13 protein-coding genes are annotated in these 11,845 nt (G+C 59.7%); 7 read left to right on the top strand and 6 right to left on the bottom strand.

Features of this window, described 5'->3' with window-relative positions:
- Positions 1-297: 297 nt before the first annotated feature.
- On the bottom strand, positions 298-1,215 hold the full coding sequence (ppk2, locus tag J3P94_RS14150; protein WP_434568429.1) for a polyphosphate kinase 2: 918 nt from the start codon (positions 1,213-1,215) through the stop codon (positions 298-300).
- 188 nt (positions 1,216-1,403) lie between these two features.
- Between ppk2 and pstS the strand changes: the two genes are divergently transcribed.
- The 6 genes from pstS (at position 1,404) to J3P94_RS14120 (ending at position 6,637) form a co-directional block, all read left to right on the top strand.
- Positions 1,404-2,435: a phosphate ABC transporter substrate-binding protein PstS gene (gene pstS / locus J3P94_RS14145; protein WP_305501067.1), complete on the top strand. Its 1,032-nt coding sequence runs from the start codon at positions 1,404-1,406 to the stop codon at positions 2,433-2,435.
- Positions 2,436-2,509: 74 nt separating this feature from the next.
- On the top strand, positions 2,510-3,475 hold the full coding sequence (pstC, locus tag J3P94_RS14140; RefSeq protein WP_434568428.1) for a phosphate ABC transporter permease subunit PstC: 966 nt from the start codon (positions 2,510-2,512) through the stop codon (positions 3,473-3,475).
- On the top strand, positions 3,475-4,386 hold the full coding sequence (gene pstA, locus J3P94_RS14135) for a phosphate ABC transporter permease PstA (protein ID WP_305501065.1): 912 nt from the start codon (positions 3,475-3,477) through the stop codon (positions 4,384-4,386). Before pstC ends, pstA begins: the two co-directional genes overlap by 1 nt.
- 75 nt (positions 4,387-4,461) lie before the next feature.
- Positions 4,462-5,223 carry a phosphate ABC transporter ATP-binding protein PstB gene (pstB, locus tag J3P94_RS14130; RefSeq protein ID WP_025214260.1) on the top strand — a complete coding sequence of 254 codons (762 nt, stop codon included), beginning with the start codon at positions 4,462-4,464 and terminating at the stop codon, positions 5,221-5,223.
- Positions 5,224-5,318: 95 nt separating this feature from the next.
- Positions 5,319-6,017 carry a hypothetical protein gene (locus tag J3P94_RS14125; RefSeq protein WP_305501063.1) on the top strand — a complete coding sequence of 233 codons (699 nt, stop codon included), beginning with the start codon at positions 5,319-5,321 and terminating at the stop codon, positions 6,015-6,017.
- Complete coding sequence (locus J3P94_RS14120) at positions 6,017-6,637, top strand: hypothetical protein (protein ID WP_434568427.1); 621 nt, start codon at positions 6,017-6,019, stop codon at positions 6,635-6,637. The genes J3P94_RS14125 and J3P94_RS14120 overlap by 1 nt, the downstream gene beginning before the upstream one ends.
- A gap of 31 nt (positions 6,638-6,668) precedes the next feature.
- Here the strand turns inward: J3P94_RS14120 and J3P94_RS14115 are convergent, their stop codons facing one another.
- Together J3P94_RS14115 and J3P94_RS14110 are read right to left on the bottom strand one after the other, a co-directional pair.
- Positions 6,669-7,403: an NADPH-dependent F420 reductase gene (locus J3P94_RS14115; RefSeq protein WP_434568426.1), complete on the bottom strand. Its 735-nt coding sequence runs from the start codon at positions 7,401-7,403 to the stop codon at positions 6,669-6,671.
- 37 nt (positions 7,404-7,440) lie between these two features.
- Positions 7,441-8,199, bottom strand: coding sequence for an SDR family oxidoreductase (locus J3P94_RS14110; RefSeq protein WP_434568425.1), 759 nt, complete (start codon positions 8,197-8,199; stop codon positions 7,441-7,443).
- Between the two features lie 100 nt (positions 8,200-8,299).
- Here J3P94_RS14110 and J3P94_RS14105 point away from each other — a divergent pair, with 100 nt between their 5' ends.
- Positions 8,300-8,890, top strand: a complete 591-nt coding sequence (locus J3P94_RS14105) for a TetR/AcrR family transcriptional regulator (protein WP_434568424.1) — start codon at positions 8,300-8,302, stop codon at positions 8,888-8,890.
- A 138-nt stretch (positions 8,891-9,028) separates the two neighbouring features.
- On the opposite strand, the gene J3P94_RS14100 is transcribed toward J3P94_RS14105, so the two are convergent.
- The 3 genes from J3P94_RS14100 to J3P94_RS14090 all read right to left on the bottom strand — a co-directional run bounded on the left by J3P94_RS14100 (position 9,029) and on the right by J3P94_RS14090 (position 11,819).
- Positions 9,029-10,189 carry an alkene reductase gene (locus J3P94_RS14100; RefSeq protein ID WP_434568423.1) on the bottom strand — a complete coding sequence of 387 codons (1,161 nt, stop codon included), beginning with the start codon at positions 10,187-10,189 and terminating at the stop codon, positions 9,029-9,031.
- A 74-nt stretch (positions 10,190-10,263) separates the two neighbouring features.
- Positions 10,264-10,947: a type 1 glutamine amidotransferase domain-containing protein gene (locus J3P94_RS14095; RefSeq protein WP_434568422.1), complete on the bottom strand. Its 684-nt coding sequence runs from the start codon at positions 10,945-10,947 to the stop codon at positions 10,264-10,266.
- Between the two features lie 269 nt (positions 10,948-11,216).
- Entirely contained in the window at positions 11,217-11,819 is a 603-nt protein-coding gene (locus tag J3P94_RS14090) for a TetR/AcrR family transcriptional regulator (protein WP_434568421.1), read from the bottom strand.
- Between the last annotated feature and the right edge of the window lie 26 nt (positions 11,820-11,845).

Below are 11,845 nucleotides of genomic sequence, written 5' to 3'. Positions count from 1 at the left end.
TCCGGCTGATGACAAGAGCTCCAGCAAAAAAACAACGGCGGATTCAAATCCTTGCTCAAGCCAGGACCCCGTGGGAGCGAGCCCGCTCGCGAAAGCGCCGGTCCAGCTTGCATCGCTATGGGATGTGCTGACGTCTTCGCGAGCAGGCTCGCTCCCACAGGTTGGCGCTGGCGCCGCAGGAACAATCCTGGCGTTACTTTAGGCGGGACGATCTGACGTCAGGGTGACGGGAGGCTGACAGGAACATGTCAGGCGATAGAAGGGGGCGCCCGGCGCAGGGCGCCCCATCCGGTTATCTCAATAAACCTGAGGAACGACGATTTCCGGCGGCGTCGGACTGCGGAAGTAGTCTTCCTGCCTGACGCGTTCCGGTAGTTCGATCACCGGGAGCTCGACTTCTTCATAGGGCATCTGGCCGAGCAGGTGGTGGATGCAGTTGAGTCGCGCTTTTTTCTTGTCGTCGGCTTGTACCACCCACCACGGCGCCTCGGCGATATGGGTGCGTTCAAGCATGATCTCCTTGGCCTTTGTATACGCCTCCCAGCGCCGCCGGGACTCCAGGTCCATGGGGCTGAGTTTCCATTGCTTGAGCGGGTCGTGGATACGGCTGAGGAAGCGCAGGTGCTGTTCCTGGTCGGAAATGGAGAACCAGTACTTGATCAGCTGGATGCCTGAGCGGGCCAGCATGCGCTCGAACTCGGGCACGGTCCGGAAGAATTCTTCGTACTGATCGTCGTTGCAAAAACCCATGACTTGCTCGACGCCTGCGCGGTTGTACCAGCTGCGATCGAACAGGACGATTTCACCGGCGGCCGGCAAATGTGAAACGTAGCGCTGGAAATACCATTGGGTGCGTTCGCGGTCGTTCGGGGCGGGCAGGGCGGCCACCCGGCAGACCCGAGGGTTGAGCCGCTGAGTGATACGTTTGATGACTCCGCCTTTGCCGGCCGCGTCGCGCCCTTCGAAGAGGATCACCACCTTGTGGCCCGTCTTGACCACCCAGCTTTGCAGCTTCACCAGTTCGCCTTGCAGGCGGAACAGTTCGCTGAAATAGATTCTCCGGGCTTCTTTTTCTGATCCTTCTGGAGCCTGTCCATCGAACAGGGCATCCAGGTCGTGTCCGTCTTCGGCCAGCTCCAACTCCAGTTCTTCATCGCTGTGATCGAGCAGTTCCCGGTGGATGCGCTGTATCAAGGTGTCGTCTATCGAGGACATGGGCGTGGGCTCGCGTTGTAGGAGATGGCGAAGTGTTAGTCGCAATTTGTTACGGGGCGATTACAACCGCCGCCATGGTGTAGGCGATATCTGACGGACATAAGTGCACTTTGCCACCGCGTATTCATAAAACCGTAACAAGAATGTTGCAGAGTTCCCCGGCCCGTCATCACAAGGAATTTCTTTTAATGAAAAGTTTGATGAAGTCTGCTGCGCTCGCCGTTACGGTTTCTCTTTGTGCCACCTCGGCGTCCTTCGCTGCAGAGAATGTCCGTCTGACGGGGTCTGGGGCGAGTTTTCCAGCTCCGATCTACCTGACCTGGTTCAAGGATTTCAGCAAGAAATCCGACGGTGTCACCGTGGATTACCAATCCAAGGGCAGCGGTGCGGGCGTACAGGACTTCCTGAACAAGACCGTTGATTTCGCCGCCAGTGACTCGGCGATGAAAGAAGAAGACATCGCCAAGGTTGCCGAAGGCGTGCAGTTGTTGCCGATGACCGCCGGTGAAATCGTGCTGGCCTACAACCTGCCGGGCAATCCCAAGGGCCTCAAGCTGCCACGCGATGTGTACTCGAACATCTTCCTGGGCAAGATCACCAAATGGAACGATCCGCAGATCGCCGCCGCCAACCCGGACCTGAAACTCACCGATACGCCGATCACTGTCGTTGTACGTGCGGACTCCAGCGGTACCACCGCGGTGTTCACCAAGCACCTGGCAACCATCAATCCAGACTTCAAGCAGGCGCTGGGCGAGGGCAACACCGTTAACTGGCCGGCCAGTGACAAGTTCATCAAGTCGCCGAAAAACGACGGTGTGACCGCTACCGTGCGTCAGACCCCGGGCGCGATTGGCTATATCGAATACGGCTTCGCCAAGCTCGCCAAGGTCGACTTCGCCCAACTGCAGAACAAGGCCGGCAAGTACGTCGTGCCGAACGCGGAGAGCGGTGCAGAGGCGCTGGCGGCGGTGAAGATGCCGGAAAACCTGGTGGCCTGGCTGCCGGATCCGGACGGCGCCAAGTCCTACCCGATCACGTCCTACACCTGGATGATCTTCCGCAAGGACAACGGCAACCCGGCCAAGGCCAAGGCCATGCGTGAAATGGTCGAATACAGCCTGACCGAGGGGCAGAAGATCGCCGATTCGATGGGTTACATCCCATTGCCGGCGTCGGTCGTCGAACAGGTTCGCAAGGCATCCGCCAACATTCAGTAACACCGTGAGGTCTCTCTCGGTGTGTGCCTCTGCGCCGCGCCGGGAGAGTTTTCCCCCTGTTCCGGACTTAGCCCATGAACAAACCTTTTGTCGTACCGGTTAATCCGGACTCTGCCTGCCAGCCACCCTCGACGAAGGATTTCCTGGTTGATCGCACTTTCCGTGCGCTTGCGCGCATCGGCGTGGTGCTGATTCTGGCGCTGGTATTTGCGCTGGTGTTCGAGGTGGGCCGCAAGGCAATTCCCGGCATGGAAAAACACGGTTTCGACGTGCTCCTGGGCAGCGTCTGGGACGTCAACCAGGGCAAATACGGCATCCTGCCGGCTATCTGGGGCACGCTCTACAGCGCCTTGATCGCGCTGTTGATCGCCGGACTTTTTGGCGTCAGCATGGCAATTTTCCTGACCCAGGATTTCCTGCCGCCCAAGCTCGCCGCGATTTTCCGCACCATCGTTGAACTGCTCGCGGCCATCCCCAGCGTGGTCTATGGCCTGTGGGGGATCTACGTGGTGATCCCGGCGATCCGGCCGCTGACAACCTGGCTGAACAGCGAACTCGGCTGGATACCCTTTTTCGGCACGTCCCTGAGCGGGCCCGGGCTGCTACCGGCGGCGCTGGTGCTTGCGATCATGATTCTGCCAACCATCGCCGCGGTTTCGCAGGATGCGCTCACCGGCGTACCGATGAAAACCAAGCAGGCCGCCTACGGCATGGGGACGACGCACTGGGAAGCGATTCTCAAGGTGATGGTGCCTTCTGCCGCCACCGGCATCTTCGGCTCCCTGGTGCTGGGCCTCGGGCGCGCCCTGGGCGAGACGATGGCGCTGGCCATGCTGGTCGGCAATGCCAACAACATTTCCCTCTCGCTGTTTGCTCCGGCCAACACGCTTGCTGCCCTGCTGGCGTTGAACTTCCCCGAGGCCGGGCCGAACGAGATCGAGGTGTTGATGTATGCCGCCCTGGTATTGATGTTGATTACGCTGATCGTGAACATTTTTGGTTCGATGATCATGATGTATGCCCAACGGGGTAACAAGTGATGACAGACCTCACTGCCGCAACAGACTTGACCGCGCCAGCGGGCGCGATGCCCAGCCTGCAGCGCAAGTTCGAAGGCCGCGCACTGCGCAGCCTGATCCTGACCACCCTGGTCTGGGCCGGCGCGCTGCTCGCCAGCGTGCCGCTGATTTCCGTGCTCTACATGCTGATCACCCGTGGTGGCGCGCGCCTGAACCTGGAAGTCTTTACCGAACTGCCACCGACCGGCTTCGAGATGGGTGGCGGCTTCGGCAACGCTATGGCCGGTACCTTCGTGATGGTCGGTATCGCGGCAGCCATCGCGGTGCCGATCGGCATCATGGCCGCCGTCTTCCTGGCTGAGCTGGGGCCGGACAGCAAGTTGGGGAACGCCGCGCGGTTTGCCGCGAAGATGCTCACCGGCCTGCCGTCGATCCTGGCCGGGGTATTTGCCTACGCCCTGGTGGTGATGACCACCGGTACGTATTCGGCGCCGGCGGGCGGCGTGGCGCTGGCCGTGCTGATGCTGCCGATCGTCGTGCTGACGGCGGAAGAGTCGATGCGCATGGTGCCCAAGATCATGAAGGATGCCGCCTATGGCATGGGCTGCACCCGCTCCCAGGTGATCTGGAAAATCGTCTTGCCAACCGGCATGCCGGCCATCCTCACCGGCGTCATGCTGGCCGTGGCACGTGCCGCGGGCGAGACCGCGCCGCTGCTGTTTACCGCGCTGTTCAGCAACTACTGGATTTACCACCAGGGCAATCTCGAGGTCATGAACCCGACGGCCTCGCTGGCGGTGCTGATCTACAACTTCTCCGGGATGCCTTTCGACAACCAGCTCGAGCTCGCATGGGCGGCCTCACTGGTGCTGGTGATGATCGTGCTGTTCGTGAACATCATCAGCCGTATTTTCGGCAAGCCCAAGTATTAAGAACGGGAGCATCTGATCTTGAACGTATCCACTGCGCAAATAGCCGCTCCGTTTGTCACCCAGGCACCTGTAGTCATGGACTGCAAACTGGACAAGATTTTTTATGGCAACTTCATGGCGGTCCGTGACAGTCATGTGCCGATCGAGAAAAACAAGATCACCGGGTTCATCGGTCCTTCCGGCTGCGGCAAGAGCACCGTGTTGCGCAGCCTCAACCGGATGAACGACCTGGTGAAAGGGTTCCGTTTCGAAGGCCACGTGCATTTCCTCGGACAGGACGTCTACGGCAAGGGCGTTGATCCGGTGGTCGTGCGCCGTTACATCGGCATGGTATTCCAGCAGCCGAACCCGTTTTCGATGAGCATTTTCGACAACGTCGCGTTTGGCCTGCGCCTCAACCGCTACAAGGGCGACATCGGTGACCGGGTCAAGCATGCGCTGCAAGGCGCCGCGCTGTGGGACGAAGTCAAGGACAAGCTCAAGGTCAGCGGCCTGTCGCTCTCCGGCGGCCAGCAACAGCGCCTGTGCATTGCCCGCGCCATCGCCACCGAGCCGGAAGTGTTGCTGTTGGATGAACCGTGTTCGGCACTCGACCCGATCGCTACCCGGCGGGTCGAGGAGCTGATGGTCGAGTTGAAGAAGGACTACACCATCGCCCTGGTGACCCACAACATGCAGCAGGCCATCCGCGTGGCTGACACCACGGCGTTTTTCTCGGTGGATATTTCCCAGGGCACGCGCACCGGTTATCTGGTCGAGATGGGCCCGACGACGCAGATTTTCGACAACCCGCGTGAACAGATGACCGGCGATTACATCAGCGGCAAGTTCAGCTAAGCCACCCATCAGGTCAAGGCCGCATCCCTGCAGAAGCCAAATGGATTTGGCGGGCATCCGGTAGACATTTACCAAGCGTTTTCCAAGGAGCACCAATGCCTGCTACGCATCGCCTTGATTTGCCAGCGATTGAACGCGCACTACGGGAAGTGCAGGACCGCTTCGCCCAGCTCAGCCGGCACTTCACCGAGCCGCGTGACCCGTTGACCGATGAAGTGCTGCAGAATGTGCTTGAAGGTTATGCGTTGGTTGACGAATATGTTGCCCGCGGCGTCGACCTGTTCGATCTGCAGCAACTGAACCTGATGCTGGAGATCAACGCCACGGTGCTCTGTGGCCGGGATCCGGCGCGCCGGTTGGAATACGCCCATCACCTGGCAGCGACCGAGGCGCATTTCTTCAACAATGTTGAAGGAGGCATCAAGGATTTGTACAACTGGTATTGCGCCTATCGCAGCGAGTCGGTGTGGAAGCGCGCGGCAGGCGTCTATGTACGGATTCTCAGCAAGCCGCAGTTGTTCATCGAAGGTAACAACCGCAGTGGGTCGCTTATTGTCAGCTATCTGCTGATGCGCGCGGGCTTGCCGCCGTTTGTGCTGACACTGGAAAATGCCGAAGGCTATTTCAACCCATCCTCGGTGATACGCAACTCTGCCAAGCATGGCGTCAAGGCGTTGTACGAATTGCCCAAGATCAAGAAAAAATACGCAGCGTTTTTAGAAGAACAGGCACCCGATCCAATGAAGTTTTTTCTCAAAGGCGAGTCTTTGCCGCTTTCCCAAGGTGGCCATTGATGGACGTCAAATGCAGAACATTCAGCGGCCGGGTAGGGCAGGCCATCCGCGGCGCATTGCCGACGCAGCTGTTCAAGCGCCAGCGCATACGGATTTCGTTTGATATCGATGACACGCTCGCCTGCCAACTCCACCACTGCGAAGTCGAGCAAAGCCGGCTGCCGGCCTGCATTCACCGTTGGCTGGGTGAGCCGCTGCGCAGGGGCACCCGCTCGCTGATCCGGGAACTGCGTCGCCAGGATTGCAGCATCTGGGTCTACACCTCGTCAGGCCGCACGCCGTCCTATATCCGCCGTTGGCTGCTGCTGTACGGCATCCGCGTCGACGGTGTGGTCAACAGCGTCCTGCACAACCGAGCCCTGACGGTGCATGGGCTGGAAAACTCACCCTCCAAATACCCGCCGGCGTTCGATATCGACTTGCACGTCGATGATTCGGAAGGCGTGCAACTCGAAGGCGATGACCACGGCTTTCGCGTCGTCGTGGTGCATCCGGAGGATGAGGGCTGGGCGCAGAAAGTGCTGGAGGCGGTCGCTGTTGTCCAGGCGCAGCTTGAGTGGCAGCAGATGTTCAGGCCCAAAGGAGCCGCGCAGCAACGCGCGGAAGCTTCTTTGTCTTGATGCGGAACCAGGATCGCGCCGGATGCTCCACTCAGGCTGTCATGGCGCGATTCAAGGCAACGATTTGCTCATGCGAAAACTGACTACCGGGCGCCATGAACCGGGCGATCAACGCGTCGCGGTTTTGCGCCGCCCGAGTCTTGTCAGCCGCGTCCAGCGCCAACTTCAACGCAGGCAACGTCAACTCGGTGCAATAAGCCGGTGTGCCTGGCTGCTGACGCCAAGAGTCTTCAAGGCTGCCAGCGACAAAGGCGCTAAAGCCGGTGTCTTCGACAAGATCCTGCGCAACCGCCAAAGCGGCGGGATCGCTCCCTGCCACAGGTAACGCTATGCGTGTTGAGGACCCGGCTGGCTGGCCTTTGTCGGCGAGCGTGGCGGCGAGCAGGGCATTCCAGGCCTTGATGACCGGGCGGCCAAGCTGTTCACTGACCCAGATGCTCTCGGGCTTGCCGTCATCGACGTCCTTGATCGCCCCGTCACGGCCTGGATAGTAATTGGAGGTGTCGATGACGACGGTCTTTTCAGGGACGTTACTGAATGCCTGCCTGAGTTCGGGGTATTTTGCGAATGGGATCGAGAGGATAACCGCGTCCACCCCAGACACAGCCTCTTCCCTGGTCACTGCCTTTACACCGATTTCGCTGGCGAGTTTCTGTAGGCTTTCAGGGCCCTTCGAGTTCGCCAGCTTGATTTCATGGCCGCACGCAGCGAGCTTGCGGGCAAGGGTGGCTCCAATGTTGCCCGCGCCGATAATTCCGATCTTCATTTCGATGGCCTCGCATAAAAAGCTTTCAAATTTTTCATCATTCAGCTGGCGCTTTGTATCCCGCCAGCATTTTCAGAACCTCGTCATGCGTGCCGTTCGCTTCAGCAAACCGTAATGGCTTGGCACGTTCGACGACAAGTTCCTGTGGCGTTGGAGTGATGGCGAGGAGTTCGAAGATTTCATCCAGGAACTGTTCCAGAGGCATGGCGTGTTCGTCGTTTTCCTGCCCAAGCAAAGTGGTACGCACACCCGGCGGCGCAAGCTCGATGACTTCGACCGAGGACGCCTCCAGCTGTACTCGAAGACTTTGAGTGAAGGAGTGCACGGCCGCTTTGGTTGCGCTGTAGGTCGGCGTCGCCGGCAGCGGGACGAATGCCAGGGCGGAGCTGACATTCACAATCGTTGCGCTGGACTGTTTGATCAGATGCGGCGTAAACGCGTACACCATGCGAATCGTGCCGAGCAGGTTGGTGGTCACGATATCTTCGGCGGTGCTCAGATTGTCCGGCGCAGTCAGGTCCTCCCATTGCATGATGCCTGCGTTGTTGATCAGGACGTTCAGGTTCGGATGGCTGATCGCAAGGGTTTCGCTGGCATGCAGGACAGATTGTGGATCGCAGACATCCAGCAATATCGATTCGATACCCGGATGTTCCGACACCACTTTGTCGAGCAGCGCCTTGCGACGTCCCGCGATAATCACCTTGTTTCCCGCCTCGTGAAGCCTGAGCGCAAGGCCAAGGCCTATGCCTGAAGTGCCGCCAGTGACCAGGATCGTGTTGCCAGTGCGGTTCATAGTAAACTCCGGTGATGAAATTCAAGCGGACAGCTGTCCACTTACGCAACGTACCGGACAGCTGTCCGCTTAGCAATGCATTCAAGGAAAATTTTTGCTCATGCCTGACGAACTGGTGATGCGTGCTGACGCCAAGAAAAACCGTGAACGGATACTGGAGGTCGCCGTGACAGAGCTGACCCTCGATCCCGCGGTCCCGCTGAGCACGATCGCGAAGAAGGCCGGGGTAGGACAGGGCACGTTCTATCGCCACTTCGCCACCCGCGAAAAATTGGTATTCGAGGTCTATCAATTCGAAATGCTGCAGGTGGCTTCGTTGGCGGAACAACTGCTCGCCACGAAACCACCGAAGGAAGCCCTCCGGGAATGGATGGACCGCCTCGCCGAATATGCGATGACCAAGGCTGGACTTGCGAGCGCAATACGCCAGGCCGCTTCTGCCTATGAGTTTCCCGGGAAGTCGGGATACGCGCCGATGCTGGCAGCGGCAGAATTGCTTTTGAGAGCGAATGAAAAGGCTGGCACGATTCGTAGCGGAGTGACCAGCGACGACTTTTTCCTGGCCACTGCCGGAATCTGGCAAATGGATTGCCAGAGCGAATGGCATCCACGTTTCTCCAGGTTGATGGACCTGGTCATGGATGGCCTTTGTGCGGGCAGCCCTGAAAGCCTGAAGAGGGACAAGGATTAGTTCTCGGATCTCAAGGCATCGGCAAACCCGCGGGGAGGGAGGGGCTGGCGTTCCAATGTGCGGCGCTCATCTTAAAGGGCCGCTACGCAGCCCAGCGGGAGCAAGCTCCCTCGCCACGGGGGGCTTGAATCAGTAGAGTCAGAACGCCGGGGCCGCTTCCTCACGTTCAACTGTGGATGGGTAATACCGCGGGTAATCGGTGAATCCCTGTTCATTGCCGCCGTACAGTCCGGTGGCATCAAGAGCGTTGAGCGGCCAACCATTGGCGATACGCTGGGGCAGGTCGGGGTTGGCGATGAACGGCCGGCCGAATGCGACCAGATCGGCCAGGCCCGACTCGATCAGGCGCGCCCCGCGGTCAGCGGTGTACAGCCCGGCATAGATGATGCGGCCGCTGAAGGTGCTTCGCACCTCGCGCCGAAACGCCTCGGGCAGGTCCGGCGCATTCGGCCAGTCGGCTTCGGCGATCGATAGATAGGCGATGCCTGCCTGCTCAAGCACCTTGATGGCTTCGATGTAGGTCTGGTGCGGATCGTCCTCGACGAAGCCGATGTACACGCGGTCTTCTTCGGTGCTGGTGAACAGCGGCGTGAAGCGCACGCCCACGCGGTCGGGCCCGGCCACGGCGCTGACGGCCCGGACCACTTCGCGCAGGAAACGCAGGCGATTGTGCAGCGAGCCGCCGTAGTCATCGGTGCGCTGGTTGGCATGGGCGGAAATGAACTGATTGACCAGATAACCGTTGGCGGCGTGGATCTCGATGCCATCGAAACCGGCCGCCAGGGCGTTGCGTGCGGCCTGGGCATAGAGTTCGACCAGCGCCTTGATCTCTGCGACGCTCAGCTCGCGCGGAGTGGAGGGTTCGACCAGTGTGCCGATGCCGGGACCGGTTTCGATAAAGGCTTTGACCTTTTTCGCCTGGATCGCCGACGGTGCGACAGGGGCGGCGTTGTCCGGTTGCAGTGCGCTGTGTGACACGCGACCGACATGCCAGAGCTGGGCAAAAATCACCCCGCCCTCAGCGTGAACCGCCTCGGTGACGGTGCGCCAGCCATCGATCTGCGCCTGGCTGTAAATGCCCGGCGTCCAGGCATAACCCTTGCCACGGGGTTCGATTTGGGTGCCTTCGCTGATAATCAGGCCGGCGCTCGCGCGCTGTTGGTAATAGCGGGCCATGAGTGCTGTGGGCACGTCACCGGGCTGGCCGCTGCGTTGACGGGTCAGGGGCGGCATGACGATGCGATTTTTCAGCGTCAGTGGGCCTAACGAGGTGTGTTCGAACAGCGAGCTGTATTTCATAACAGTATCCCTTGGTGGCGAGCTATCGGCGCGATAAGGGCGGGAGACCTGCGACGTCTCCCGCGGCAACAGGCTCAAGCCTCGTTCAGCAGATCGATAAGGACCTGCGCGGCTTCGCTTGACGAACCCGGGTTCTGACCGGTGATCAGCAGACCGTCACGCACCACGTAGGAGGACCAGTCGGCGCCTTTCGAATACAGGCCGCCGTTGGCCTTGAGCATGTCCTCGACCAGGAACGGCACGACGTCGGTCAGGCCTACCGCCGCTTCTTCGGTATTGGTGAAGCCGGCAACTTTTTTGCCCTGGACCAGCGGAGTACCGTCAGGCTTTTTCACGTGACGCAGCACGCCAGGCGCGTGGCACACCAAGGCGACAGGCTTGCCGGCGGCCTGGAAAGACTCGATCAAGCGGATCGAGACCGGGTCTTCGGCCAGGTCCCACAGTGGGCCGTGGCCGCCTGGGTAGAAAACTGCATCGAAATCGTCTGGCGAGACGCTGTCCAGGCGCACGGTGTTGGCAAGCAAGGCGGTCGCTTCAGGGTCGGCTTCGAAACGCCGGGTCAGGTCAGTCTGAAAGGACGGCTCGTTACTCTTCGGATCAAGCGGTGGCTGCCCACCCTCAGGCGACGCCAGAACGATCTCGGCCTTGGCGTCGAGGAAGGCGTAGTAGGGCGCCGCCAGCTCTTCGAGCCAGAAGCCGGTCTTGCGGCCGGTGTTGCCGAGGGTGTCGTGCGAAGTCAGTACCATGAGAACTTTCATTTCGGTTGTCCTGTTTGAGAGTGTGCTGCATTAGTTTGAATAGACCAGTCGTCTAGCGCCTGAGCAAAAAAATCAAGCTGCAAAAGGCATCGCCCAAACCTCTGGGTGGGTGGCTTTCTCGAGCTGCTGCCTGGCGATGCGTAGAACGTGTGGCTACCTTAATTTCAAATTAGACCAGTCGTCTAGTAATATTTTTGTTTTTTCGCATCACGGTTTTTTTGGAGGGGGGCAGGATAGGCAGATTTTGATGAAGGAGGCGGCGGTACCGATCAGGTAAGGCTGAGAATCTGGCGAGTCGTCGTCATCGCCGTCTCGAAAGGCTGGACACTCTTGGTGATCTTGACCATCACACTGGCGCCGACCCACAGCTGATAGAGGCTTTGCGCGACCGCATGAGGCTCGGCAACGGACTCCAGGGAGCCTTCGGCGATTCCGCTCTCGATCGCCACGGCCAGGCGATCGGTGATACCCGCTGTGCCGCGCTTGAGCACTGCGCGCATCGCCTCTGAAAGGTCGGCGACTTCCACGCCCAGCTTCACCGCCAGGCATTTGCCCTGGCAATCCTGGAACGATTGAGTCTGTTGCCAGATGTCCCAGTACTTCATCAGACGCTGAGCCATCGTCAGGCCAGGCAGGGCGAGAACCTCGTCCAGTTCCGCCAGATAGCTCGCGAAATAGCTTTCAAGCAATGCCTCGCCGAAGGCGTCTTTTGAGCCGAAGTAGTGGTAGAAGGATCCTTTTGGCACACCCGCAGTGGCCAGGATTTCATTCAGGCCCACGGCGGAATAGCCTTTGGCGGCCATGATTCGTTGGCCTACATCAAGGATTTCCTGGCGGACGTCGGAGGTTTCGCGGGTCTTTGGGCTGCTCATGGGGGCGATCTTATTCTCTACTAGAC

This window comes from Pseudomonas sp. Z3-8 (assembly GCF_051131975.1).
Classification (GTDB): Bacteria; Pseudomonadota; Gammaproteobacteria; order Pseudomonadales; family Pseudomonadaceae; genus Aquipseudomonas.
Note: the sequence above shows the minus strand (reverse complement) of the source record. Positions and strands in the feature narration are given on the sequence as shown.

Bases quoted from the DNA above. Each gene is read 5' to 3' on its own strand.
- J3P94_RS14110 (WP_434568425.1), bottom strand. From the start codon at position 8,199: ATGAACCGCACTGGCAACACGATCCTGGTCACTGGCGGCACTTCAGGC.
- J3P94_RS14100 (WP_434568423.1), bottom strand. From the start codon at position 10,189: ATGAAATACAGCTCGCTGTTCGAACACACCTCGTTAGGCCCACTGACG.
- pstS (WP_305501067.1), top strand. From the start codon at position 1,404: ATGAAAAGTTTGATGAAGTCTGCTGCGCTCGCCGTTACGGTTTCTCTT.
- pstA (WP_305501065.1), top strand. From the start codon at position 3,475: ATGACAGACCTCACTGCCGCAACAGACTTGACCGCGCCAGCGGGCGCG.
- ppk2 (WP_434568429.1), bottom strand. From the start codon at position 1,215: ATGTCCTCGATAGACGACACCTTGATACAGCGCATCCACCGGGAACTG.
- J3P94_RS14120 (WP_434568427.1), top strand. From the start codon at position 6,017: ATGGACGTCAAATGCAGAACATTCAGCGGCCGGGTAGGGCAGGCCATC.
- J3P94_RS14090 (WP_434568421.1), bottom strand. From the start codon at position 11,819: ATGAGCAGCCCAAAGACCCGCGAAACCTCCGACGTCCGCCAGGAAATC.
- pstB (WP_025214260.1), top strand. From the start codon at position 4,462: ATGGACTGCAAACTGGACAAGATTTTTTATGGCAACTTCATGGCGGTC.
- J3P94_RS14125 (WP_305501063.1), top strand. From the start codon at position 5,319: ATGCCTGCTACGCATCGCCTTGATTTGCCAGCGATTGAACGCGCACTA.
- J3P94_RS14105 (WP_434568424.1), top strand. From the start codon at position 8,300: ATGCCTGACGAACTGGTGATGCGTGCTGACGCCAAGAAAAACCGTGAA.
- J3P94_RS14095 (WP_434568422.1), bottom strand. From the start codon at position 10,947: ATGAAAGTTCTCATGGTACTGACTTCGCACGACACCCTCGGCAACACC.
- J3P94_RS14115 (WP_434568426.1), bottom strand. From the start codon at position 7,403: ATGAAGATCGGAATTATCGGCGCGGGCAACATTGGAGCCACCCTTGCC.
- pstC (WP_434568428.1), top strand. From the start codon at position 2,510: ATGAACAAACCTTTTGTCGTACCGGTTAATCCGGACTCTGCCTGCCAG.